Consider the following 24,138-nt stretch of genomic DNA (forward strand, 5'->3'; position numbering starts at 1 on the left):
TGCCCGGCATCTGGCCTCGGTGACCCTGGAGCTGGGTGGCAAGTCGCCGGCGATCATCGACGCCAGCGCCGACCTGGACGCCGCCGCCGAGTTGCTGCTCTGGGGCAAATTCCTCAATGCCGGCCAGTCCTGCGTCGCGCCCGATCATGTCTTCGTCGCCCGCCGCCTGCTGCCGGCCTTCAAGGAACGCTGTCGTGCCCTGCTGGTGCAGCGCTACGGCACCGATGCCGCCGCCAGCCCGGACTACGCCCGGCTCATCCACCCGCGCCACGCCAGGCAGCTGATCGGGCTGCTGGAACAGGCCCGGGCCGCCGGCGCGCAGCTGATCCATGGCGGTGCGCACGATGCCGCCGGGTGCTATCTCGCCCCGACCCTGCTGGATTGCTCGGCCGTCGACAGCCCCCTGGACAGCCAGGAGCTGTTCGGTCCGCTCTTGCCGGTGATCGCCTACGACGACCTGGAGGAGGTGCTGCAGCGCATCGACGCCGGTCCCAAGCCCCTGGCGCTCTATCTCTGGAGTCGCGATCGCGCGGTGCAGCGCCGGGTCGTCGCCCGCACCAGCTCCGGCAGCGTCGGCCTCAATCTGTGCATGCAGCAGTACACCCAGCTGCACCTGCCCTTTGGCGGCGTCAATCACTCCGGCAGCGGCAGCGCCCATGGCCAGGCGGGTTTTCGCACCTTTTCCCACGAGCGCAGCGTACTCGCCGCCGGTCCGCTGCTGGCCGTTCGTCTGCTGCTGCCGCCCTATTCGCCGTTCAAGCTGCGGCTGGCGCAGTGGGTGTCGCGCCTGACCGGAGGCGGCTAGGTCCAGTACGAGAAGTGCCTGCATCATCGGCGCTGCTTCGTTGCAAGGCCTGGAGCGCCAGCCCGGTCGGAATGCTCGTTTACCGCACATGCACGGCCCTTCCGCGGTCTTCCGGTTCGGGCGCGCTCAGCCTTCGAGTCGCCTTGGGCCGTCACTCCCCAAGGTCGTTTCAACTCGCCTCAGCTGCGCTCGGCGGCGTTCGTAAAGGACCGAGAAAACGCCCAGCAGGGCGCACCATCCGCCGGGAATGACGCTTCCGAGGATGCACGAGCGGCAAACCAGCCTTTAGAATGACGGGCCGCCAGCCTTGGGCGTGCCAATCTGCAATCGGCGCGGTCCAAGCCCGGCATGGGTTACCCTTGCACGTGAATTCTATTGGAGCGGTGAGCTGAACGATGGGCTTTGAGCAACTAGCTGAACTACGCGACCGCCTGCGGGCCGAAAAAGCGCAGGTAAAGACCGAGAGCAACGAGCGGCCGGCGCGGAGACCTTCACCGAAAGCCAAGCCCCGCGAGCAGAAGCCCCGCGAGCAGGATCCGGTGGTCGAAGGCATCCGCCGTCTGCAGAAGCACTTCCCGCTGGCCTTCCCGGTCAATCCGGCCCCCAAGGTGCCGCTCAAGGAAGGCATCCTGAAGGACGCCGAGCAGCACCTGGAGCGCCTGGGCATCACCGGTGACCAACTCAAGCAGTCGATCGCCACCTGGTGCCGTGGCACCCGCTACTGGGCGGCCATGACCGAAAACGCCCCGCGCCTGGATCTGGATGGCCAGCCGGCTGGCACCGTGACCGCTTCCCAGGCGGTCTATGCCAAGCAGCAGGCCCGCCGCCAGCGCGCCCAGGCCCGCCGTGAGCAGGCCAAAGCCAAGGCGGACACCGCCGCGCCGGTCGAAGCTGAGGCGCCTGCAGCGGCCGAGGCCGTCGCCGCCCCCGCGGACGACGCCTCCGCCTGAGGCCCGCTGCCCCTGTCGCCCTGACAGGGGCAGTCGTTCCAAGACGCCTGCCGCGTCAGGACAGCCGTCCCGGCAACTCGATGCGCATGACCGTGCCGCCACCCTCGCGCCCCAGGGCGACGATGCGCCCCTGATGCGCCGCGCAGATGGCGCGGGCGATGGACAGGCCCAGGCCGCTGCCGCCCAGGTGACGCGCCCGGGAGCTGTCGGCGCGCCAGAAGCGGTGGAAGACCCGCTCACGGTCGGCTTCGGCGATGCCCGGGCCGCGATCGCGGAATTCCAGCACCAGCCCTTCGGCCAGAGCCTGCTGGACGATCTCCAGTTCGCCGCCGCTGGCGCCATAGCGCAGGAAATTTTCCAGCAGGATGTTGAGCAACTGGCCGATGCGATCGCGGTCGGCGTACAGCCGTTGGCGGGGATCCAGTTCCAGGTGCAGTCGTATCGCCTCGGCCTGCAGCTGGGGCGCGAACCAGGCCAGTCGCTCTTCCACCAGCGCCGCCAGGGCGAAGGGCCGCTGGTCCAGCGCCAGTTGCCCGGCCTCGGCCAGCGACAGGGTATGCAGATCGCCGACCAGGGTGTTGAGCAGGTCGAGCTGGCGCTTGACCATCTGCAACTGGCGGGCATCCGCGGGAAAGACCTCGTCGAGGATGCCCTGCACCCGCACCGAGGCGGCGTTGAGCGGGGTGCGCAGCTCATGGGCGAGGATGGCGCTGGAATCCCGTACGTCGCGTTCGTATTGCTGCAACCGCGCGGTGAGGCTGTTGAAGTCCAGCGCCAGGCGGCGCAACTCCGCGGGTGCCGTCTCGGCCACCTCCAGCCGGGTGTCCAGATCGCCCGACGCCACCCGCCGCGCCGCCGCGGCGATGGCGGAGAACTGGCTCGACAGCGGGCGTGACAGCCGAAAGCCGGCCAGCAGGATCAACGGCACGGCTGCCAGCACCAGGCCCGCCAGCACCCACCAGTCGCGGCTGGCGATACCGGGCAGGAAATAGCGCACCGGATAGTAGTGGCTGAACAGCGCCCAGAGCCTCGCCTCGTTTTCCTGCGGATCGGCGCGTAGCTGGAGGATCTCCGCCCGCGCCGCCTGGGGCACCTGGCGCAGCACCCACCAGTCGCCAAAGAGAAACCAGAGGTACATGCCGGCGGCGATCAGCAGCACCGCGCCCAGCGCCAGCAGGCTCATGCGCCAGCCGACCCAGCGTCCCAGCGGGGCCTGGCGCTTCATGAAAAGCGATAGCCGATGGCGCGTACCGTCACCGGGACGCCGGGAAGGCCCGCCGCTTCCAGCTTGCGCCTGAGGTTGTGCAGGTGGGTGTCCACCACCCGCGCCAGGGCCTCGCTCTCCGGCAGGCAGCGCTCCAGCAATTCCTCGCGGGTAAAGGCCTTGTGCGGGGTGCGCATCAGGGTGGCGAGCAGGCCGAATTCGGTGGGCGTCAGCTCCAGGAGGCGCGCCTCGACCGTGGCGCTGAAACGCTCCAGATCCACCGTCAGGGCGCCGTGCCGTAGCCAGCGATCATCGCGCGGCGCCTGATGACAGCGACGCAGCACCGCGTGCACCCGCGCCACCACCTCCTTGGGGTTGTAGGGCTTGACCACATAGTCGTCGGCGCCATAGCGCAGGGCGCCGAGCTTTTCCGGCTCGTCGCCGATGGCGGTCACCATGATCACCGGGGTATCCCCGGCGCGGCGGATCTGTGCCAGCACCTCGGTGCCACCGAGGCGCGGCAGCATCATGTCGAGCAGGACCAGATCGGGTCGCTCGCGCTGGAACAGGTCCAGCCCCTGGCGGCCGTCCTCGGCGAGCATCACCGTGAAGCCGTCGCGCAGCAGATAGGCCTCCAGCACGCTGGCGCTGTCGGCGTCGTCTTCGACGATGAGTATGAGTTTGTCGCCCACGTCCGCTCTCTTGATCGAATCTCAACAATTCACCGAAGGAATCTTGATTCGGCGTCCCTAGGCTGCGATCCATGCCTTGCACCGGGTCCGCCTGCCATGCCTTCACTCGCCGCTTCCGTCACCTGCCCGCTGCTGCTGATCAGCCTGCTGGGCCTCAGCGGTTGCTCGCTGATTCCCGACTACCAGCGGCCGGCACTGCCGGTGCCCGCGCATCTGGGTCTGTGGCAACGGCGGGATGCGGCGCCCGCGGCGGTCGTCGACCTCAGTCCGGAGGAGCGCCAACTGCTGGCCGCGGTCAGCGCTGAAGCCCTCCTGCCAGCGCTGGCGAGCCAGGCGCTGGCGGGCAATCGAGACTACCGGATAACCCAGCTCAGGGTCGAGCAGGCGCGGGCGCAACTGGGCGTCCGCCAGGCCGAGCGCTGGCCCACCCTGGGTCTGGCGGTGCAGCGTCCGCGTCAGCGCTTCGCCGATCCGGCGCTGGACGAGCGCTACCAGCAGGACCTGGCCACCGCCACCCTGGGCGTGGACGCCTTCGACCTGGATTTCTTCGGCCGCGTGGCCAGCCTGGGTGAAGAAGCCCGCCATCAGCTGCTGGCCAGCGCCTATGGTCAGCAGGCCGCGCGCGGCGCCCTGGTGGTCGAGGTGGCGCGCCTCTTCCTGCTCGCCCGCGAGGCCGATGCCCAGGTCGCCAGCGCCCAGGCGATGGTCGCGCTCAGCGACCAGCTGGCGCAGCGGACCCAGGCGCGCATCGCCGCCGGCGACCTGGCTCCGGCCGCGCTGGAGCCCCTGACCCAGGCCGCCCTCGAGGCGCGCCAGCAGCTGCAACAGCGGCTGAGTCAGCGCACCCAGGTCTATGGGGCGCTGGCCTGGGTCACCGGCTACCGGCTGGCGCCCTCGCCCAGCGCTGCGCCTGCCCTCGCCGGTCCTCCGCCGGAGCTGCCCGGCGAGCTGGCCGACCTGCCCTCCAGCCGCCTGCTGGAGCGTCTCGACGTGCGCGCCGCCGAGGAACGTCTGCAGGCGGCCAACGCCAGCATCGGCGCGGCCCGCGCCGCCTTTTTCCCGAGCATCCGCCTGAGCACCGCGGTGGGCCTGGCCAGTCCGCAATTGCAGGATCTGTTCAGCGCAGGCCAGGGGCTGCGCCTGCTGACGCCGTCGCTGTCCCTGCCGCTGTTCGACGGCGGGCGCAACCATGCCAACTTGGACGCCGCCAGGACCGCTCGCGACCTGGCCCTGGCCACCTACGAACGCACCCTGCAGGACGCCTTTCGCGAACTGGCCGACGGCCTGGAGGAGCGCCGCCTGCTGCTCGCGCAGCGCCAGACCCTGGACGCCCAGCTGCAGCTGAGCCACCAGCGCCGCCAGCGCCTGGCGCGCCAGTGGCAGGCCGGGGCCGGCGATCCCGGCGCCAGCCTGCAGGCCGGTCTCGACGCCCTACGCGCCAGTGAGACGCTGCGCCAGACCGAGCAGGCGCTGCGCCTCAATCGCCTGCGCCTGCACCGCGCCCTGCACGGCCTGGACCACCCTTCCGCCACCTGAGAGGACCTGCCATGACCCGCACCCCCCTGCTGCCGCTGCTGCTCTGCCTGACGCCCCTGGCCGGCCAGGCGGCCGACGCCTCGCCCTGGCGCGACCACATTGATGTCAGCCTTGGCCTGGTGGCCGGCACGGTCAGTCGCTACCTGGGTTCGGCGGATTATCGGCCGCAGCTGCTGCCCCTGCTGGTGGTCCAGCGCGGCCCCTTCTTTGCCGACACCAGTCGCGGCCTCGGCCTGCAATGGCAGTCGGTCCAGGGGCTGACCCTCAGCGGCGCCCTCAACTACGACGTCGGCCGTGATGACCGCGACAACGCCTCGCGGCCAGGCGCCGACCGGCTGCGGGGGATGGGCGAAGTCGACGGCGCCACGGTGCTGGACCTCACCCTGAGCCAGGCCCTGGCGCCCTGGCTCAGTCTCAACGCCGAGGGCGAATGGCGGCTGGCCGGGGCCCAGCGCGGCACTCGCTATCGCCTGGGAGTGGAAGCCATCGGCCTGCACACCGACCAGGACACCCTGGCGCTGGATCTCGACGCCCACGCCGGCGACCGCCGCTTCAACCAGACCTATTTCGGCGTCACCGCCGCCCAGAGCGCCGCCAGCGGCTTCGCCCCGGCGCGTCTCGACCAGGGCATCTATGCCTATTCCGCCGCGCTGAACTGGTTGCACACCTTCGATCCGCACTGGAGTTCGGTGGCGACCCTGACCACCACCTATTACGGCGACCAGGCACGCGACAGCCCGCTGCGCCAGCGCGCCACCGCCACCACCGCCCAAGTCGCCCTGACCTACAGCTTCTGATCCTGGAGCCCGCCATGCCCGGCCCGCGCCTGACCTCCGCCCTTACCCTCCTCCTGCTGCTCCCCCTGCTGGGCGGCTGCTCACCGGATGAACGCCCTAGTCCGGTGCCCCTGCGCACCGTCAAGCTCGCGCCGGTCGACCGGCTGACGGCCCAGGCGCCGCTGCTGCCCGGCCTGGTGCGCCAGCCGCGCAGCACCGCGCTGGCCTTCGAGAATGGCGGGCGGGTGCTGCGGGTGGCCGTGGACGTGGGCGCCCGGGTCGCGGCCGGTCAGGTGCTCGCCGAGCAGGATGGCGAGCCGGCGCGTCTGCGCCTCGACCAGGCCAGCGCCCGGGTGCAGGCTGCCCGGGTGGAGCTGGACCAGCGCCGCGCCGGGCAACGGCGGGCCCGGCAGCTGTTCGCCGAGGGCAACCTGGCCAAGGCCGAGCTGGAAGGCGCCGACGCCGCCCTGGGCGCGGCCCAGGCGCAGCAACGGGGCGCCGAGGCGGAGCTGGCCCTGGCGCGCCGCGCCCTGGCCCAGACCCGGCTGGTGGCGCCCTTCGCGGGTCAGATCGTCCTGCGCGCGCCGGAGCCGCTGCGGCTGCTGGGCGCGGGCGAGACCCTGCTCGGATTGCAGGCCGAAGGTGAACGCCAGGTGGTGGTGCAGGTGCCAGCCGCCCTGGCCCAGGCGCTGACACCCGGCGCCCAGGCGCAGGCCTATGCCACGCACGACGGCGCGCCCCTGGCACTCCGGCTGGTCGGTCTCTCACCGCGTGCCGAGCAGGGCCTGCTGCAGGAAGCGGTCTTCGCCCTTGGCAGCGAGGCGCCGGCCCTGCCCAGCGGCAGTCTGCTGGACGTGCGCCTGCCGCTGCCGGCCCAGGCGCAGCTGGCCGTGCCCCTGGGGGCGCTGCTGCCCGGACAGCGCGGCACCGCCGGTCAGGTCTTCGTCTACCAGCCGGAGACCCAGCAGGTGAAGCCGCGCCCGGTCACGGTGGCGGCCCTGCAGCAGGGCCAGGCGCTGATCGCCAGCGGTCTCGCCGAGGGCGAGCAGATCGTGGTCGCCGGCGCCGCCTTTCTGCGCGCCGGCGAGCATGTGCTGCCCTATCGGCCCAGCACCGTGCTCACGGGGGAGTAGGCCATGTCCCTGACCGCTTTCGCCCTGCGCCGGGGTCGCCTGGTGCTGTGCATCGCACTGGCCCTGTTGCTAGGCGGGATCTACGCCTTTCTCGGCTTTCCGTCCCAGGAGGAACCCAGCGTGACCGTGCGCGACGCCCTGGTCAGCGTCGCCCTGCCCGGCCTGCCCAGCGACCGGGTGGAGGAACTGCTGGCAGAGCCGCTGGAAGACCGGCTGCGCGAATTGCCCGAACTCAAGACCCTGGTGACCACCCTGAGACCCGGCCAGGCCATCATCCAGCTCACCGCCCGGGACGAGATCAAAGATCTGCCGGCGCTCTGGCAGCGCGTCCGCAACAAGGTCGCCGAGGTGGCTCAGGGCCTGCCCGAGGGTACCCAGGGCCCGCTGGTGGACGATGATTTCGGGCGGGTGGCGGTGGCGTCCATCGCCGTGACCGCGCCCGGTTTTTCACCGAGCGAACTGCGCCGCGAGGTGGAAGGCCTGCGCCGCGCCCTCTATGGCCTGCCCGGGGTCGATCGTATCGCCCTCTATGGCCTGCAGGACGAGCGCGTCGTCCTGACCCTGGACGCCACGGCGCTGGCCCGCCTGGGCCTGTCGCCCCAGGCGCTACTGGCGCAACTGCGCACCCGCAACGCACTGGTCAGCGGCGGCAGCCTGCGCGCGGGAGAACGCGTCCTCAGCCTGGCCATCAGCGGCGAACTGGCCGATCCCGCCGCGCTGCGCGCCGTGCCGATCCAGCTGGCCGAGGGCCGCGCCGTGCCCCTGGCCGAGCTGGCCCAGGTGCGGGTCGAGCCCGCGCAGCCGGTGCGCAGCGCCGCCTTCTATCGCGGCGAACGCGCCCTGGTGCTGGGCATCGCCATGACCCCGGGCCGCAACGTCGAAGCCTTCGGCGCCGCGCTGCACGACCGGCTGGAGGCGTTGGCGACCACCCTGCCCACCGGCTTCGCCCTGCATCGGGTGACCTTCCAGGCCGAGGTGGTGCACCACGCCATGGCGCGCATGCAGCACGTGCTGATGGAAACCATGGTGATCGTCATGACCGTGGTCATGCTGTTCCTGGGCTGGCGCCTGGGGCTGATCGTCGGCGCCATCGTCCCGCTCACGGTGCTGACGACCCTGCTGGTCATGCGCGCCCTGGGCATCGAGTTGCAGACGGTGTCCATCGCCGCGCTGATCCTGGCCCTGGGGCTGCTGGTGGACAACGGCATCGTCATCGCCGAGGACATCGAACGGCGCCTGCGCGCGGGCGAGGAGCGCCGCGCCGCCTGCGCAGCCGCCGGCCGGACCCTGGCCATCCCGCTGCTGACCTCTTCGCTGGTGATCATCCTGGCCTTCTCGCCCTTCTTTCTCGGCCAGACCAGCACCAATGAATACCTGAGGTCCCTGGCCGTGGTGCTGGCGCTGACCCTGCTGGGCTCCTGGGCGCTGAGCCTGACGGTGACGCCGCTGCTCTGCCTGCGCCTGGTGCCGGACCCCAGCCATGGCGGTAGCAGCACCGACAGCGCCCTGCACCGCGGCTATCGCCGCCTGCTGGAGGTCCTGCTGCGGCACCGGCTGGCCTATCTGCTGGCCATGCTCGGGCTGCTGGTCCTGGCCACCCTCAAGGTGCTCAGCCTGCCCTACGACTTCCTGCCGCCCTCGGATCGCAACCAGTTCCAGATCCCCCTCCAGCTGGAGCCGGGCACCTCGGCCCAGCGCACCCTGGAACTCATGCAGGGCTTCAGCCGCTGGCTGGGCGAGGATGCCGATATCGTCGAGAGCATCGGCTACGTCGCCGAGGGCGGACCGCGCATCGTGCTGGGCCTGAATCCGCCGCTGCCCGGTCCCGATGTCGCCTATTTCACCGTCACCACCCGCCCGGACGCCGATCTTGCCCAGGTCATGGCCCGGGTCGGCGAGCAGCTGACCCGGGCCTATCCCGAGGTGCGCGCCCAACCCAAGCGCTTTTCCCTGGGCACCACCGAAAGCGGCCTGGCGGTCTATCGCCTGAGCGGCCCGGACGAGACGGTCCTGCGTCAGCTGGGTGCCAACCTCGCCGACCTGCTCGCCGCCGTCCCCGGGACCCGCGACATCCAGGACGACTGGGGCCCGCGCCTGCTGCGCTACCAGGTCGAGGTCGACCCGGCCCGGGCCCGCGCCGCCGGACTCGACCGCCGCGACCTGGCCCAGGCGCTGCAACTGGCCGGCGACGGCCTGAGCGGCGCCCAGCTGCGCGACGGCCAGTATCCGGTCGAGATCGCGGCGCGCAGCACGCCCCGCGGTGGGGATCCGCGCACCCTGCTGGTCTATCCCCAGGGCGGCGGTGGCCCGGATCGAGCTGGCCAGCGAGGCCGGGGTCAAGGTCAGGCGCAACCTGCAGCGCACCCTCACGGTCAGCGCGCGCAATCCCGGCATGACCGCCGCCACCCTGGTCGCCACCCTCGCGCCCCAATTGCCGACCCTGCAGTTGCCGCCCGGCTACCGCCTGGAGCTGGGCGGCGAAAGCGAGGATTCCGCCGCCGCCAACGACGCCCTGCTGCGCTATCTGCCGCTGGCCGCCGTGGCCATGCTGTTGCTGTTCCTCTGGCAATTCGATTCCTGGCGCAAGGTGCTGATCATCGTCGCCAGCATCCCCTTCATCCTCATCGGCGTGGCCCTGGCGCTGTGGCTGAGCGGCCATCCCTTCGGCTTCATGGCCACCTTCGGCCTGCTGTCCCTGGCCGGCATCATCGTCAACAACGCGGTCCTGCTGCTCGAACGCATAGAAGCCGAACGCCAGGCCGGCAAGCCCCTCGTCCCGGCGCTGCTCGACGCCGCCGGCGAACGCCTGCGGCCGATCATCATGACCAAGCTCACCTGCATCCTCGGCCTCATCCCGTTGATGCTCTTTGCCGGTCCGCTGTGGACCGGCATGGCCATCAGCATGATCGGCGGCCTGGCGCTGAGCACCCTGGTGACCCTGGGGCTGATCCCGGTGCTCTACGCCCTGCTGTATGGCCGGTGCCAGGACAGCTGAACGAGGCACCGGCGGCGAGGCTGTCCCCCTCCCGCGAGCTCGGGCTCAGGTGGTGGCGCCCAGTTGCCAGGGGACGAATTCGTTCTGCCCGTAGCCGTGCAACTCGCTGCGGCTGCGCTCGCCCGACGCCAGTGCCAGCAGCCGTTCGAAGATGAAGGCGCCGCGCTCTTCCAGGGTGGTGCTGCCGTCGACCAGGCCGCCGCAATCCACGTCCATGTCGTCGCGCTGGCTTTCCCAGAGGCGGGTGTTGGTAGCGATCTTCAGCGACGGCGTCGGCGCACAGCCATAGGCCGAACCCCGGCCGGTGGTGAAGGCGATGAGGTTGGCCCCTCCCGCCACCTGACCGGTGGCCGAGACCGGGTCGTAGCCGGGGGTGTCCATGAACACCAGGCCCGGGCTGCGCACCGGCTCGGCGTAGCCATAGACCGCCATGAGATCGGTGGAGCCGGCCTTGATCACCGCGCCGAGGGATTTTTCCAGGATGGTGGTCAGGCCACCCGCCTTGTTGCCCGCCGAGGGGTTGTTGTCCAGGCTGGCGCCGAAGCGGGCGCAATAGTCTTCCCACCAGCGGATGCGCTCCACCAGGCGTTCGCCCACCGCCGGGCTGGCGGCGCGCCGGGTGAGCAGGTGTTCGGCGCCATAGATCTCCGGGGTTTCCGAGAGAATGGCGGTGCCCCCGGCGGCCACTAGCATATCCACCGCCCGGCCCAGCGCCGGGTTGGCGCTGATGCCGGAATAGCCGTCCGAGCCACCGCACTGCAGGCCGAGGATCAGATGGCGGGCACTGACCGGTTCGCGCGCCACCGCATTGGCCGCGGGCAGCAAGGCTTCCACCGCGGCGATGCCCCGGGTCACGGTGGCGGTGGTGCCGCCGCTGTCCTGGATAGTGAGGGTGCGCAATCCCGCGTGCTCGCTGAGGCCCTGGTCGGCCAGCAGCGTGGGGATCTGGTTGGCTTCGCAACCCAGGCCGATGAACAGCACCGCGGCGAAGTTGGGATGGGACGCATAGCCGCCCAGGGTCCGGCGCAGCACCGCCATGCCCTCGCCCTGGGTATCGATGCCACAGCCGACGCCATGGGTCAGGGCGACCACGCCGTCGACGTTGGCATAGGGCCCCAGCGCCGCGGGATGGACGTCGCGGCGGAAATGGTCGGCCACCGCCCGGGCCACCGTGGCCGAGCAATTCACCGAGGTGAGGATGCCGATGTAGTTGCGGGTCGCCACCCGGCCATCCGGGCGGACGATGCCGAGAAAGCTGCGCTCGATGGGCGCCGGGGCGCCACGGGCCTCGATGCCGAAGGCGTGCTCGCGGGTGAAGTCGCCCATGGCCAGGTTGTGCACGTGGACATGGCTGCCGGCGGCGATGGCCTCGCGGGCGAAGCCGATGATCTGGCCATAGCGGCGCACCGGCGCGCCTGCGGCGATGGCGCGCACGGCGACCTTGTGGCCGGCCGGCACCGGCTCGCGGACCTGCACGCCCTCCTCGGGCAATTCGAGGCCCGGCACCAGCGCCTGGCGGGCGATCAGTACATCGTCTTGCGGATGCAGGCGCAGGGTGGCGCGGGCAGCGGCCGCGGCGCCGCTGCGGGTGATCAATTCCATAGGGGTCTCCACGTCAGCCTTCGAGGTTGGCCTTGACCGCGCCAGTGGCGGGGTCGGGCACGGGGTATATCCAAGAGACGCCGATCCGCATCAGTCATGCGCCTCTTCCAGCCGCCGCACGGCCTGTTCCACGCCGCGCAATTCCGCCAGACCCTTGAGCCGGCCGATCAGCGAATAGCCGGGGTTGGTCCGCCGTCCCTGGTCGTCCAGCAGCTGGTGGCCGTGGTCCGGACGCATGGGCAGCCGCGCCCCGCCTGCGCGTTCGCGGCGACGCTCCTCGCGTACCAGTTCGCGGATCACCCCGACCATGTCCACGTCGCCGTCCAGGTGATGGGCCTCGTGGAAACTGCGCGGATCCGCCTCGCGGCGGGTCGCCCGCAGGTGGACGAAGTGGATGCGCGGCGCGAATTGGCGGGCCATGGCCACCAGGTCGTTGTCGGCGCGCACGCCATAGGAGCCGGTACAGAAGGTCAGCCCGTTGGCCGGGCTCGGTACCGCGTCCAGCAGCCACTGGGCGTCGGCGGCGGTGGAGACCACCCGTGGCAGGCCCAGCAGCGGGCGCGGCGGATCGTCCGGGTGCACCCCCAGACGAATGCCCACCTCTTCCGCCACCGGCACCACGGCCTGGAGAAAGACGGCCAGGTGCTCACGCAGCCGCGCGGCGTCGATGCCGGCATAGGTGGCCAGCAGGACGCGCAGGTCGGCGACCGAGTAGCCCTCCTCGGCGCCCGGCAGACCGGCGATGAGGGTACGCACCAGCTCCTCGCGCCCGGCGTCGTCGAGCCCGGCGTGATGGCGGCGCGCGCGTTCGATCTCCGCGGCGGCGTACTCGGCCTCGGCGCCCTCCCGCTGCAGGATGCACAGATCGAAGGCGGCGAAAGCATCCTGATCGAATCTCAGCGCCCAGCCGCCGTCGGGCAGTCGATGGGCCAACTGGGTGCGGGTCCAGTCCAGCACCGGCATGAAGTTGTAGCAGACCACATCGATACCGCACTGGGCGAGATTGCGCAGGCTCTGCCGGTAGTTGTCCAGATAGCGCTCGCGCCCCGGCAGGCCGCGCTTGATGTCCTCGTGGACCGGGATGCTTTCCACCACCGACCAGGTCAGTCCCGCCGCCTCGATCAGCGCCTTGCGCTCGGCGATGGCCGCCAGCGGCCAGACCTCGCCATTGGGAATCTCGTGCAGCCCCGTGACGATGCCGGTGGCCCCGGTCTGACGGATGTCGGCGAGGGAGATGGGATCGCGCGGGCCGAACCAGCGCCAGGTGTGTTCCATGTCAGACTCCTTGTTCGGTGAGATCGGCAATGGCCGCGGCGATACCCGCCGTGGCGATGCGCGCATGGGCCCGGCGCACCGCGTCGCCAAAGACGGGTTGCGCGACCAGATCCGGCGGAAAGACCTCGGCCAGCGCCAGCACGGCGTCCACCCGCGCCGCGCCCGTAGGCAAGGCGGCCAGGGTGGCGCGCAGGGGATCGTCCAGCGCCTCGCCCTCGCCTTCACCATAGTGAATCCAGGCCGCCACGCCGAGCGCGGTGCAGGCCAGTTCGCCGCCTTGCTCCAAAAGCCGCTGGGCGCCCAGCAGCCAGCGTTGCGGCAGCTTCTGCGAGCCGTCCATGGCGATCTGTCGCAGGCGGTGCTGCAGGGCGTCGTTACGGAAGCGCGCGACCAGCGCCGCGGCATAGGCCTGCAGGTCCACGCCCTCCGGCATGTCCAGGGTCGGCGCCGCCTCGCGACTCATGTAGCGGTGCACCAGCGCCGCCAGGCGTGCGTCGGCCATGGCCTCGGCCACGGTGCCGTGACCGGCCAGGCTGCCGACATAGGCCAGCAGCGAATGGCTGCCATTGAGCAGGCGCAGCTTCATGGTCTCGAAGGGGCGGACGTCCGCCACCATCTGTACCCCTTCGTGTTCCCAGTCCGGGCGCCCTTGCGGAAAGCGGTCCTCGACCACCCACTGGCTGAAGGCCTCGCCCACCACGGCGGCCGGGTCATCGCAGCCAAGGTCGCGCAGCCGCGCGAAGGCCGCCTCGTCCATGGCCGGGACGATGCGATCCACCATGCTGCAGGGAAAGGCCACGGTGGTGGCGATCCAGGCCGCCAACCCGGCGTCCTGGGCCTCGGCGAGGGACACCACCGCCTGGCGGGTCCGTTGGCCGTTGTCCGGCATGTTGTCGCAGCAGAGCACGGTGAAGGGCGCGATGCCGGCCGCACGACGCCGGCGCAGGCCTTCCACCAGCAGCCCCGGCGCGGTGCGCGGCGCCCGCGGTTCGGCCAGGTCATGGACGATGCCGGGATCGTCGCGGCGCAGGGCGCCGCTGGCCGGACTCAGGCAATAGCCCTTTTCCGTAACCGTCAGGGTGACGATGCGCACCCCGGGATCGGCCAGCCGCGCCAGCAGGGCCTCGCGCCCGGCCCCGCCGTCGCCGGCGTAGAGCACCTCGCGCAGGGCGCCGATCTCGCGCAGCACCCCTTCGCGCCGGTTGCGGTATTCGGCCACGTGATAGCGGCCCTGCTGGGCGTTCAGGGTCTCCACCAGCGCCCGACCCGATCTCAGGTTGGCGCTGCACAGGCCCCAGGCGCCGCCGCCGTGGCGGGCCAGGTTGCGCTCCAGGTAGACCGCCTGGTGGGCGCGATGAAAGGCGCCCAACCCCAGGTGGACGATGCCGATGGCCGGCGCCGGATAGCGCGAGGGAAGGCGTTCGAAATCGCTCATCGGACGCCTCCGGTAGCCAGCGCGGCAGGTGCCTCCGCCGGCCGCTCGGCCAGCGGCTTGACGAAGCGCGCCACGCACAGCGAACCGATCACGGTCAGGGCGCCGGCGAGCAGGAAGGCACTGGTGAAGGCGCCGGTGAATTGCACCAGATAGCCGGTCACCGCCGGGCCGATGATGCCCGAGGTGTTGGCCAGGAAATGCATGAAACCGCTCACCCCGCCCACCCGCGCCGCCGGCACCGTGTCCTGGATGATCGCCCAGTAGATGGCGCCGGTCAGATAGAGGAAGAACACCGAGAGCGCCACCAGGGCCACCGCGGCATAGAGGGTGCTGACCAGGCCGGCCACGCCGATGCACAGGGCGCAGGCCAGCAGGCAGGTCACCAGCACCACCTTGCGCGAGAACATCAGGCGACCGGTCTTGCGGAACACCCAGTCGGACAGATAGCCGCCCACCGCCAGGCCGATGAAGCCGAGCACCCAGGGGATCACCGTGGCGATGCTCATGTCCTTCACATTGAGGCCGTAGGCCTGGATCAGGTAGCTGGGGAACCAGGTCAGGAAGAAGAACAGGGTGTAGTTGTAGGCGAAGAACGCCAGGGCGGTGAACAGCACCGTTGGCTGGCGCAGGTAGTACTTGAGCGGTCGCACCTCGGTATCCACCACGGCCACGGCGCGCTCCTCGGCGGCGATGTCGGCGGCCAGCTGGCCGGTGGGCTTGTCCTTGATCCAGAGGTACCAGGCCACCGCCCAGACGAAGCCGATCAGCATGATGACCACGAAGGACACCTTCCAGCCATAGGTCACCGCGATCACCCCGACGATGGGGCCGGAGATGGCGCCGCCCAGGGGCGTGCCCGACATCGACAGGCCCAGGGTGCGACCCCGGTTGTGGGGCGCGTACCAGTTGTTGACCATCTTGCTGGTGGAGACGCTCAGGGGCCCCTCGGCCATGCCGAACAGCACCCGGATCACGATCAGTGCGGCGAAGCCCGAGGCCAGCACCGTCAGGCCGCTGAACGCCGACCAGAGCACCATGGCCAGCAGCAGCGTGGTCTTGGCGCCATAGCGATCGGCGGCCCAGCCGCCGATGAAGTTGAACGCCGCATAGCCGACGAAGAAGGCGCTGAACAGCAGCCCCATCTCCCCGGCGCCCAGCCCGAAGTCCTTCTGGATCAGGGGCGCTGCCACCGACAGCGCCGAGCGATCCAGATAGTTGACGACCCCCGCCAGGAACAGCATGACGAGTACCAGTCCACGACCTTGTCCAGCCATTTGTTACCTCCCGCTCATTGTCTTTATTCGGTAAGGCATAGAAGCAACGCTCCTTGCGGAGCGCGCGTTGTCAGGCGTTGCCACCCCACTGCACCAGCACCTTGCGCGTCCGCTCGGGGTGCCTTTCGATCAGCTCGATGGCACCCGGCATCTCCTGGCTGGCCACCTGGTGGCTGATCAGCGCCGCGGCATCCAGCTTGCCCGCCGCCAGCAGCTCGATGACCCGGGGAAAGCGGCCGTTGTTGAGCCGCGAACCCACCAGGGTCAGTTCCTTCTTGATGATCTCCAGCTGCACCAGCTCGCTGGGCGTGGCGCTGAAGCCCAGCAGGCCGATGCGCCCGGCCGGCGACGCCAGCCGGACGATCTCCGGCAGCAGCGCCGGATGGCAGGCGGCGTCGACGATCAGCGGCACGCCCTCGCCGCCGGTGGCCTCGCGCATGGCCGCCTCGACGTTGGTCTCGCGGCCATTGAGGGTGCGGGTCGCGCCCAGGGTCCGGGCGGTGGCCAGGCGATCGTCCAGCACATCGGTCACGGTGATATCGGCGATGCCCAGCGCCCGGGCCATCTGCACCAGGGTCAGGCCGATCACGCCGGCGCCGTAGATGAGCAGGGAATCCCCGGGCAGGAACTGCATCCGCTCCAGCACATTGAGGGCGATGCTGTAGGGCTCGACCAGCGCGGCCTGGGCCAGCGGCAAACCGGGCGGCAGGCGATGGGCATTGGCCGCGGGCACGCACACCTCTTCGCTGAAGCCGCCATCACGGTGCACCCCAAGCACCTGCAGGCGACTGCAGACATTGGGCCGCCCAATGCGGCAGGGATAGCAGCTGCCGCAGGCGATCACCGGATCGACGCAGACCGGATCGCCCACCGCCAGGCCGCTCACGCCCGCGCCCAGCTCGCGCACCACGCCGGCGAATTCGTGGCCGGTGACGCGGGGAAAGCGCACGAAGGCGTTCTGCCCATGGATGATGTGCATGTCCGAGCCGCAGATGCCCGCATAGGCCACCCCGACGCGGACCTCGCCGGGTGCCAGCGTGGGTACCGCGACCTCTTCGATGCTGAATTCATGGGGTGCTCTGACCTGAAAGGCTTTCATCCGGGATTCCTCGCTCACCAGTGCCACAGGGTGCCATCCACCAGCCGGTTCACCGGCAGGCTGGCGCGTTGGTACGGATAACGGGCGGCGAGGTCCTCATCGATGTCCACGCCGTGGCCGGGCACCTCGCCCGGGGTGAAATGGCCGTCCGCGAAGCGATAGGCATGGGGAAAGACCTCCTCGATGCGCGCCTCGTGGGGCATGTGCTCCTGGATGCCGAAGTTGGGCACCCAGCTGTCGAAGTGCAGCGCGGCGCCCATGCACACCGGCGACAGGTCGGTGGCGCCATGGAAGCCGGTGCGCACCTGGTAGAGCGCCGCCAGGTCGGCGATGCGCCTCATGTGGGTGATGCCGCCGGCATGCACCAGGGTGGCGCGGATATAGTCGATCAGCTGCTCCTGGATCAGCTCGCGGCAGTCGTGGATGGAGTTGAACACCTCGCCCACCGCCAGCGGCGTGGTGGTGTGCTGGCGAATCAGGCGGAAGGCCTCCTGATTTTCCGCCGGCGTGCAGTCTTCCAGCCAGAACAGGTTGTATTCCTCGACCCTCTTGCCCAGCCGCCCCGCCTCGATGGGCGTCAGCCGGTGGTGCACGTCGTGCAGCAGGTGCAGGTCGTCGCCGAAGCGCTCGCGCACCGCGGCGAACAGCTTGGGTACGTGATTGAGGTACTTGGCGGTGTCCCAGACGTGCTCGGCCGGCAGATCGCTGTCGGCCGGCTCGTAGCGCTCGCCTTCGCGCTTGGCCACGCCATAGGTGGTGGGAATGCCCGGCACCCCGCACTGCACCCGCACCGCGCGATAGCCCTGCTCCACATGGCGAGCGACCTCGTCCAGGCAGCTCTCGATGTCCTTGCCGGTGGCGTGGCCATAGACCATCACCCGCTCGCGACTCTTGCCGCCGAGCAGCTGGTACAGCGGCATACCAGCGGCCTTGGCCTTGAGGTCCCAGAGCGCCACGTCCACCGCGGCGATGGCGGTCATGGTGACCGGTCCGCGGCGCCAGTAGGCGCCCCGGTAGAGGTACTGCCAGATGTCTTCGATGCGATGGGCATCGCGACCGATCAGCGCCGGCAGCACGTGCTCTTCCAGATAGGCCACCACCGCCAGCTCGCGGCCATTGAGGGTGGCGTCGCCGAGGCCATAAAGGCCTTCGTCGGTAACGATCTTGAGGGTGACCAGGTTACGACCGGGACAGGTGACGATGACGCGGGCTTCGGTGATCTTCATGGCTTCAGGCCTGGGCAGTGAGAGCGGGAATCAGGGGCGGCAGCGCCGGCATGGCCGCGCGCGGAATGAGCGCCCCGGGATGCTGGATGACCGTCGCCGCCAGGCGATGACCCCAGGCGGCGGCCGCCTCGGGGGCCCCGACCTGGAGGCGGCAGGCCAGGTAGGCGGCGCTGAAGGAATCTCCGGCGGCGGTGGTGTCCACCACCCGGGCCACGGCTTCGCCGGCCACCTCCTGGCGCCCCTGGCGATGCTGCAGCAGGCAGCTGAGCGCACCGCGCTTGAGCGCTACCTCGGCCACGCCCCATTCGGCGTACTGGGCGAACAGCGCCGCCTCGTCGGCGAAGCCGAACAGCGCGGCGTCGTCTTCCCAGGTCACCAGCGCCACATCGGTGAGGTGCAACAGCCGGTGATAGGCCGTGCGCGCCGCCTGCAGATTCGGCCACAGCCGCGGCCGGTAGTTGTTGTCGAAGACGATGCGGGTGCCGGCGGCGCGCGCCTGGCGCAGCGCCTCCAGCAGCCGCTCGCGCCCGGTGTCGGTCAGCACCGCCAGACTGATGCCACTGAGATATAGCACCTGGTACTCCGCCAGGGCCGCCAGCAGCGGCTGGGCCTCGGCGCCGTCGAAACATTCCCGCGCCGCCGCCTCGCCGCGCCAATAGAGAAAGCGCCGCTCGCCGTCGGCATCGGTCTGGATCAGATAGAGGCCTGGCAGACGTCCGGGCAGCACCCGCACCCGCGCGTCACTCAGCCCCTCCTCGCGCCAGCGGGCGCGCATGGCCTGGCTCAGGCTGTCGTCGCCCACCGCGGTGAGGTAATCGACCTGCACCGGGTCATCCCCGAGCAGCCGCCGCAGATAGACGGCGGCATTGAGGGTGTCACCGCCAAAGGCCTGGCCCAGCTGGCCATCCCCCTGACTGCGCAACTCGACCATGCATTCGCCGATGAGGCCGATGCGGGTCAGCGGGGACGAAACGAGGGGTAGCGTCATGCAGACTCCTGAAGGTGGTCCGGAACCCGCACGCGGCAGGCGGACACCGCCAGGCCGGTCACGCCGGGATCGAGGCGAAAGGTGCGCCCGGCCAGGGGTTGCGCCTGGCGGGCGGAATCATCGAGGCCCACCCGGGCGGTGGTGATCAGCAGCTGCTCCAGGCGCTCGCCGTAGAAGGCGCAGGAGGTCACCCGCGCCACCGGCAGCTCCACCCAGGCGAGCAATTCGCCTTCGGCGCTCCAGCGACTCAGGCGGTAGCCGTCCCAGTGGGCGATCCACAGCGCCCCCTCGCTGTCCACGGCCAGGCCATCGGGCACGCCGGGCTGCTCGCCGAAGTCGATGAGGGTGCGCCCGCGGCCGAGCGCGCCGCTGGCGAGATCGAAATCGAAGGCCTGTACCCGGCGGGTGGGCGAATCTATGTAGTAGAAGGTACGGTTGTCCGGACTCCAGCCCAGGCCATTGGACACGGTGATGCCGTCGAGCATCGGCTGCAGCTGGCCATCCAGGTCCAGGCGATACAGCCGGCCGCCGCCGGGCGCCTCGTCGAGCAGCGTGGTACCCAGCCAGAAACGGCCGAGCGCATCGCACTTGCCGTCGTTGAAGCGGTGCTGCGATCCATGGACCGCCCGGGGCGGCTGCGCGATCGGCACCGGCTGGGAGGCACCGGCGGCCAGGCGCCAGACGCCATCGCTCAGGGCCAGCCAGGTGGAGCCGTCGACATGGGGCACGGCGCAGCCCAGCGGTCGGTCGAAGCCCAGTATCTCGACCGGGGCCGCTGGCTGGGGCGCCGCGCGCAACAGCCGCCCGGCGAGGATATCCACCCACAGCAGCCGCTGCTGCCGGGCATCCCAGACCGGGCCTTCGCCCAGTTCATCCCTATGGTCGAACAGGCATTCAGGCGGCGCCATGGCGGGTCTCCTCCACGAAGCGCAGCGGTATCAGCGCCAGCAGGCAGCTCAGGGCGAGCATGGCGTAGCTCCAGTGCCAGCCGAAATGCTCGATCACGTAACCGGCCACCGGCCCCACCAGAAAGCCCGCCAGGCCCAGCCCCACGCCGATGAGCAGGCCCAGGCCGCTGCCGGCCGCGCGCGGCGAGGAATCCACCGCCAGCGAATAGAGCACCACATAGGGCGAATTGCGGAACAGGCCCCAGGCCAGCAGCAGGGTCCAGGCCATGGCGCGGCTGTCGATGAACATGCACAGGGCGACGCAGATCGAGAAGCCGACGGTCAGGATGCCCAGGGCGAACTTGCGGCCGCGGTGATCGCTCAGCGTCCCCCAGAAGATCTGCCCCGCCCAGCCCACCAGTCCCGAGGCGCCCGAGATCACCGCGGCCTCGGCCAGGCTCAGCCCCAGCTGGCTGGTGAGCTGGTAGGTCAGAAAGGTGGCCACGCCCATCTCGGTCCAGAGGAACAGGAAGTTCATCACCAGGCAGAGGCGCACGTTGCGCTCGGCGAAGGCCTGGCGCAGGTTGGTCAACGGATTGCGCGAGACGGGCGCGTCGGTATCGACCGGCACGGTCAGCCCCTCCTCGCGGATCCAGGCATAGACCTGCTCCTCGTTGCGCCGGCGGCCCAGGTAGAGTTGCAGCAGGATGATCGGCAGGCCGATCAGCGGGATCCAGAGAAAGGTGGCGCGCCAGTCGCCATTGGCCAGGATCAGCCCCATCAGGACCGGACCGACAAATTGCCCAAGCGGCATGCCGGTGTGATGGACGCCGAGGGCGAAGCCGCGATTTTCCTTTTGCCAGAATTCGCTGGCCACGGCGATGTTGACCGGCTCCATGGCGCCGGTGCCCAGGCCCATGGTGAATCTCAGCACCTGCAGGGCGCCCAGCGAACGCGCATAGACGGTGGCGAAGGCCGAGCCGATGGTCAGGGCGCAGGCCCCCACCCAGCTCCAGGCACGGCGGTGGCCGGTGCCGACGCTATCGGCCAGCACCCCCACCACCAGGGCACCGATCAGGGTGCCGACGAAACTCAGCGAACTGAGCCAGCCACCCTGGGCGGCGTCCAGTCCGAATTCCTGCATGATCGCCGGCAACACGGTCGGCAGCAGCTGGCGATCCACCGAGATCATCAGCATCGCCAGGGTGGTGATACCCAGCATCTGCCAGGACACCGGATGGGCACGGGGCAGCCAGCCAGGGGTACGAGCGGCAGGCGCCAGAGCGCCCGGGACTTTGGTCATGGATTTCATCGTCGCAGGTTCCGTTGTTGTTTTTGTTCGCACCCCCGGCGACCGCCAGCGGTGGAAAGAGACCCTTACGCGCGAAATGCTTTGGAACGTTGTTCCATTCGCTGGAAGACAGTGTTGCTGGCCTTTCCTGCGTTCGTCAATCAGAATGGAACAGTGTTCCGGCAATCAGGCGACCGGCGGTTCCATGGAAAAGAATCAAATTCTCGGCAACGACATGGTCAGCGCCGTCGGGCGTACCCTGGCGGTGCTCGAAGCCCTCGGCGAGCGCGAGGACGACTGCGGCGTCTCGGAGCTGGCGCAGCAGCTGGACCTGTCGAAGAGCACCGTCCACCGCTTCCTGCAGACGCTCAAGGCCCTGGGCTATGTGGTCCAGGACGCCGAAGACCGCTACCGCCTGAGCGTCAAGCTGTTCGAACTGGGCGCCCGTGCCCTGCCCCAGCTGGAGCTGGTCCGCGAGGCCGAACCGGGCATGCGCCTGCTCAACGACCTGACCGGCGAGACCGTCCACCTCGGCATCTTCGACGAGGGCGCCATCGTCTATGTGCACAAGCTCGACTCGCGCTACACCCTGCGCATGTATTCGCGCATCGGTCGGCGGGCGCCGCTGTACTGCACCGGGATCGGCAAGGTGCTGATGGCTTGGCGAGCGGAAGCCGAGGTACGCCAGATCCTGGCCCAGGAGACCTTTGTCCGCCGCACGCCCAACACCCTCGACAGCCTGGCCGCCTATCTGGCGGAGCTGGCGCGGGTTCGTGAGCTGGGTTTCGCCGAAGACCACGAGGAATTCGAGGCCAACATGAGGTGCCTGGCGGCGCCGATCCGCGACCGCTTCGGCCAGGTCGTGGCCGGCCTGAGCGTGTCCTTTCCCTGCTTCCGCTTCCGTGAAGACCTCAAGGCCGAGTATGTGGAGCAGATGCTCGCTACCACGGCGCGGATCTCGGCGCAGATGGGTGCCCCGGCCCGCTAGGCCCCTGTGCAGGCTGCACCGCCATAGTCAGACCAATGGTCCGATGGGCGGCTCAGCCTTAAGCGGCCGCTAAGCCACCCCCTATAGCGTGTGATGCACATCACAACTCCAGCCCGGTGTCCCGTCGGGCCTCCTTCATGGTGACTGTCATGATGATGCGCACACTCAAGGTGGGTCGGCGGTCGGCCCTGGCCTTCTCGATTATCGTAGCAATCGTCATCGCGCTCGGGGCCATCGCCCTGATCCAGATGCGGCAACTCAGGCAGTCGGAAATCGAGGTGGAGACGGACTGGATGCCCAGCGTCCGCCAGGCCGGGCAGATGACCGCGGCGCTGCTGCGATTGCGCCTCGAAAGCGTGAGAAGCCTGGGTACCCAGGATGCGGGGCGCAGGTCGGAAATGGCCACGGCACTGATCGAGCTGCGCAGCCGCCTCGCCAAGGAAATCGCGGACTATGCGCCGCTGGTGTCCAGCGACGCGGAACAGCAGCTCTACCAGGCCGTCCAGAACGGCGCCGCGGGCTACCTGGGTCTGCTGGACAGCTTCGAGACCCTCTATCGCAGCGGTGACCTGGCGGGCGCCACCGCCCTGGCCGACGGCAACATGCGGATCGCCGCCGACCAGGTGCAGGTGCAGATCGAAAGCCTGGCCGCGCTGAATGACCGCGGAGCGGTCGCGTCGGGCATTGAGGCGGGCCGGATCTACGACCACGGCCTGGCCTGGGTCTCCGGCCTGATCCTCGCCACCCTGCTGGCCACCGTCACCCTGGCCTTCCTGCTGACGCGCAGCATCACCGTGCCCATCGGCGAAGCCCTGCGCATCGCCCAGCGGATCGCCAAAAAGGACCTGGCCGAAGACATCCAGGTGGCGGGCAGCGACGAGGCCGCCGGCCTGCTGACCGCCCTGGCCGGCATGCAGGCCAACCTGCGCGCCACCGTGGCCCATCTCGCGGACAGCTCCAGTCAACTGGCCGCCGCCGCGGAAGAGATGACCGCGGTGATCGACGACGGCAACCGCGGCCTGCTCAGGCAAAACGACGAGATCGGCCAGGTGGCCACGGCGGTGACGGAGATGAGCGCCGCGGTGGACGAGGTGGCGCGCCATGCCGAGGAAAGCGCCGGCGCCTCGCAAAGAGGCAGCGCCCTTACCCAGGCCGGGCTGGAGCACGTGGCCGCGACCCTGACCGCCATCGAACGACTGGCCAGCCAGGTCGATCAGAGCAGCGGTCAGATCCAGACGCTGTCGGGTCGCGCCCAGGCCATCAGCAACGTCGTCGACGTCATCCGCGCCATTGCCGAGCAGACCAATCTGCTGGCGCTCAACGCCGCCATCGAGGCCGCCCGCGCCGGTGATCAGGGCCGCGGCTTCGCCGTGGTCGCCGATGAAGTCCGCGCCCTCGCCCATCGCACCCAGCAGTCGACGCGGGAGATCGAAGCCATGATCGGCACCATCCAGCACGATTCGACGGACGCGGTGAAGGCCATGCAGCAGAGCAGCCAGACCGCCGAGCTATCCCTCGCCGTCGCTCGGGAGGCCAACGGTGCCCTGCGGGCCATCGCCGGCGCCATGGGCGGCATCGACGAGCGCACGGCGCTGATCGCCACGGCCGCCGAAGAACAGGCCCTGGTGGCCAAGGACATCGACCGTGGCCTGATCAGCATCAAGGACCTGTCCGACCAGACCGCGGCAGGTGCCAGCCAGACCTCCAGCGCCAGCACCGAGGTGTCGCGCCTGGCGGCCGGTCTCCGGCAGCTGGTGGCGGAATTCGTGATCTGAACGGAGCCGCCGGCTGGCGCTGGCCGCCAGAGCGGCGCCAGCCCGCGAACGATCAACCGGCCTTTTCTTCAGGCACAAAAAAAGCTGCCCTGGGGCAGCTTCTCTTGCGTCGTTCGGGCAGTTCAGAGGACCCGGAACAACGTGTATGGCGCGGCGGACGGGACTCGAACCCGCGACCCCCGGCGTGACAGGCCGGTATTCTAACCG

The 24,138-nt window shown here is 69.9% G+C and carries 18 protein-coding genes and 1 pseudogene; 8 read left to right on the plus strand and 11 right to left on the minus strand.

What is annotated here, in order from left to right:
• A partial coding sequence (locus GSQ95_RS17335; RefSeq protein ID WP_158973861.1) for an aldehyde dehydrogenase family protein occupies positions 1-805 on the plus strand: 805 nt, incomplete at its 5' end.
• 395 nt (positions 806-1,200) lie between these two features.
• Positions 1,201-1,755: a ProQ/FinO family protein gene (locus tag GSQ95_RS17340; protein WP_158896775.1), complete on the plus strand. Its 555-nt coding sequence runs from the start codon at positions 1,201-1,203 to the stop codon at positions 1,753-1,755.
• 55 nt (positions 1,756-1,810) lie between these two features.
• Here the strand turns inward: GSQ95_RS17340 and GSQ95_RS17345 are convergent, their stop codons facing one another.
• Together GSQ95_RS17345 and GSQ95_RS17350 are read right to left on the minus strand one after the other, a co-directional pair.
• Positions 1,811-2,980: a cell wall metabolism sensor histidine kinase WalK gene (locus GSQ95_RS17345; protein WP_158896774.1), complete on the minus strand. Its 1,170-nt coding sequence runs from the start codon at positions 2,978-2,980 to the stop codon at positions 1,811-1,813.
• Entirely contained in the window at positions 2,977-3,651 is a 675-nt protein-coding gene (locus tag GSQ95_RS17350) for a response regulator (protein ID WP_158896773.1), read from the minus strand. Before GSQ95_RS17350 ends, GSQ95_RS17345 begins: the two co-directional genes overlap by 4 nt.
• A gap of 96 nt (positions 3,652-3,747) precedes the next feature.
• Here GSQ95_RS17350 and GSQ95_RS17355 point away from each other — a divergent pair, with 96 nt between their 5' ends.
• The 4 genes and pseudogenes from GSQ95_RS17355 to GSQ95_RS17370 all read left to right on the plus strand — a co-directional run bounded on the left by GSQ95_RS17355 (position 3,748) and on the right by GSQ95_RS17370 (position 10,091).
• A complete protein-coding gene (locus tag GSQ95_RS17355; protein WP_158973862.1) occupies positions 3,748-5,187 on the plus strand; it encodes an efflux transporter outer membrane subunit in 1,440 nt (479 codons plus the stop codon).
• Between the two features lie 11 nt (positions 5,188-5,198).
• Positions 5,199-5,984 (plus strand): MipA/OmpV family protein, encoded by a 786-nt coding sequence (locus GSQ95_RS17360; RefSeq protein ID WP_158895323.1) that lies wholly within the window; start codon positions 5,199-5,201, stop codon positions 5,982-5,984.
• Between the two features lie 14 nt (positions 5,985-5,998).
• A complete protein-coding gene (locus GSQ95_RS17365) occupies positions 5,999-7,096 on the plus strand; it encodes an efflux RND transporter periplasmic adaptor subunit (RefSeq protein WP_158895321.1) in 1,098 nt (365 codons plus the stop codon).
• Positions 7,097-7,099: 3 nt separating this feature from the next.
• Positions 7,100-10,091, plus strand: a pseudogene (locus GSQ95_RS17370) (efflux RND transporter permease subunit).
• Positions 10,092-10,136: 45 nt separating this feature from the next.
• Here GSQ95_RS17370 and GSQ95_RS17375 read toward each other — a convergent pair.
• The 9 genes from GSQ95_RS17375 to GSQ95_RS17415 all read right to left on the minus strand — a co-directional run bounded on the left by GSQ95_RS17375 (position 10,137) and on the right by GSQ95_RS17415 (position 21,180).
• Entirely contained in the window at positions 10,137-11,693 is a 1,557-nt protein-coding gene (locus GSQ95_RS17375) for a UxaA family hydrolase (RefSeq protein ID WP_158895320.1), read from the minus strand.
• A gap of 90 nt (positions 11,694-11,783) precedes the next feature.
• Positions 11,784-12,968: a mannonate dehydratase gene (gene uxuA, locus GSQ95_RS17380; RefSeq protein WP_158973864.1), complete on the minus strand. Its 1,185-nt coding sequence runs from the start codon at positions 12,966-12,968 to the stop codon at positions 11,784-11,786.
• Between the two features lies 1 nt (position 12,969).
• A complete protein-coding gene (locus GSQ95_RS17385) occupies positions 12,970-14,403 on the minus strand; it encodes a mannitol dehydrogenase family protein (protein WP_158896897.1) in 1,434 nt (477 codons plus the stop codon).
• Positions 14,400-15,677 (minus strand): MFS transporter, encoded by a 1,278-nt coding sequence (locus GSQ95_RS17390; RefSeq protein WP_158896898.1) that lies wholly within the window; start codon positions 15,675-15,677, stop codon positions 14,400-14,402. The genes GSQ95_RS17385 and GSQ95_RS17390 overlap by 4 nt, the downstream gene beginning before the upstream one ends.
• Before the next feature lie 70 nt (positions 15,678-15,747).
• Positions 15,748-16,776, minus strand: a complete 1,029-nt coding sequence (locus GSQ95_RS17395; RefSeq protein ID WP_158896899.1) for a Zn-dependent oxidoreductase — start codon at positions 16,774-16,776, stop codon at positions 15,748-15,750.
• 14 nt (positions 16,777-16,790) lie between these two features.
• Positions 16,791-18,002 (minus strand): D-mannonate dehydratase ManD, encoded by a 1,212-nt coding sequence (gene manD, locus GSQ95_RS17400; protein ID WP_158896900.1) that lies wholly within the window; start codon positions 18,000-18,002, stop codon positions 16,791-16,793.
• Between the two features lie 4 nt (positions 18,003-18,006).
• On the minus strand, positions 18,007-18,990 hold the full coding sequence (locus GSQ95_RS17405; RefSeq protein WP_158896901.1) for a sugar kinase: 984 nt from the start codon (positions 18,988-18,990) through the stop codon (positions 18,007-18,009).
• Positions 18,987-19,898, minus strand: a complete 912-nt coding sequence (locus tag GSQ95_RS17410) for an SMP-30/gluconolactonase/LRE family protein (RefSeq protein ID WP_158896902.1) — start codon at positions 19,896-19,898, stop codon at positions 18,987-18,989. The genes GSQ95_RS17405 and GSQ95_RS17410 overlap by 4 nt, the downstream gene beginning before the upstream one ends.
• Positions 19,885-21,180 carry an MFS transporter gene (locus tag GSQ95_RS17415; RefSeq protein ID WP_256664630.1) on the minus strand — a complete coding sequence of 432 codons (1,296 nt, stop codon included), beginning with the start codon at positions 21,178-21,180 and terminating at the stop codon, positions 19,885-19,887. Before GSQ95_RS17415 ends, GSQ95_RS17410 begins: the two co-directional genes overlap by 14 nt.
• A 193-nt stretch (positions 21,181-21,373) precedes the next feature.
• Between GSQ95_RS17415 and kdgR the strand changes: the two genes are divergently transcribed.
• Both kdgR and GSQ95_RS17425 read left to right on the plus strand, forming a co-directional pair.
• Positions 21,374-22,156, plus strand: a complete 783-nt coding sequence (gene kdgR / locus GSQ95_RS17420; protein WP_158897130.1) for a DNA-binding transcriptional regulator KdgR — start codon at positions 21,374-21,376, stop codon at positions 22,154-22,156.
• A 149-nt stretch (positions 22,157-22,305) separates the two neighbouring features.
• Complete coding sequence (locus GSQ95_RS17425; RefSeq protein ID WP_158897129.1) at positions 22,306-23,931, plus strand: methyl-accepting chemotaxis protein; 1,626 nt, start codon at positions 22,306-22,308, stop codon at positions 23,929-23,931.
• Positions 23,932-24,138: the final 207 nt, after the last annotated feature.

Source organism: Pseudomonas sp. BAV 4579 (assembly GCF_009765395.1).
GTDB lineage: Bacteria > Pseudomonadota > Gammaproteobacteria > Pseudomonadales > Pseudomonadaceae > Chryseomonas > Chryseomonas aestiva.

Bases quoted from the DNA above. Each gene is read 5' to 3' on its own strand.
- GSQ95_RS17340 (WP_158896775.1), top strand. From the start codon at position 1,201: ATGGGCTTTGAGCAACTAGCTGAACTACGCGACCGCCTGCGGGCCGAA.
- GSQ95_RS17345 (WP_158896774.1), bottom strand. From the start codon at position 2,980: ATGAAGCGCCAGGCCCCGCTGGGACGCTGGGTCGGCTGGCGCATGAGC.
- GSQ95_RS17355 (WP_158973862.1), top strand. From the start codon at position 3,748: ATGCCTTCACTCGCCGCTTCCGTCACCTGCCCGCTGCTGCTGATCAGC.
- GSQ95_RS17360 (WP_158895323.1), top strand. From the start codon at position 5,199: ATGACCCGCACCCCCCTGCTGCCGCTGCTGCTCTGCCTGACGCCCCTG.
- GSQ95_RS17365 (WP_158895321.1), top strand. From the start codon at position 5,999: ATGCCCGGCCCGCGCCTGACCTCCGCCCTTACCCTCCTCCTGCTGCTC.
- GSQ95_RS17375 (WP_158895320.1), bottom strand. From the start codon at position 11,693: ATGGAATTGATCACCCGCAGCGGCGCCGCGGCCGCTGCCCGCGCCACC.
- uxuA (WP_158973864.1), bottom strand. From the start codon at position 12,968: ATGGAACACACCTGGCGCTGGTTCGGCCCGCGCGATCCCATCTCCCTC.
- GSQ95_RS17385 (WP_158896897.1), bottom strand. From the start codon at position 14,403: ATGAGCGATTTCGAACGCCTTCCCTCGCGCTATCCGGCGCCGGCCATC.
- GSQ95_RS17390 (WP_158896898.1), bottom strand. From the start codon at position 15,677: ATGGCTGGACAAGGTCGTGGACTGGTACTCGTCATGCTGTTCCTGGCG.
- GSQ95_RS17395 (WP_158896899.1), bottom strand. From the start codon at position 16,776: ATGAAAGCCTTTCAGGTCAGAGCACCCCATGAATTCAGCATCGAAGAG.
- manD (WP_158896900.1), bottom strand. From the start codon at position 18,002: ATGAAGATCACCGAAGCCCGCGTCATCGTCACCTGTCCCGGTCGTAAC.
- GSQ95_RS17405 (WP_158896901.1), bottom strand. From the start codon at position 18,990: ATGACGCTACCCCTCGTTTCGTCCCCGCTGACCCGCATCGGCCTCATC.
- GSQ95_RS17410 (WP_158896902.1), bottom strand. From the start codon at position 19,898: ATGGCGCCGCCTGAATGCCTGTTCGACCATAGGGATGAACTGGGCGAA.
- GSQ95_RS17415 (WP_256664630.1), bottom strand. From the start codon at position 21,180: ATGACCAAAGTCCCGGGCGCTCTGGCGCCTGCCGCTCGTACCCCTGGC.
- kdgR (WP_158897130.1), top strand. From the start codon at position 21,374: ATGGAAAAGAATCAAATTCTCGGCAACGACATGGTCAGCGCCGTCGGG.
- GSQ95_RS17425 (WP_158897129.1), top strand. From the start codon at position 22,306: ATGATGATGCGCACACTCAAGGTGGGTCGGCGGTCGGCCCTGGCCTTC.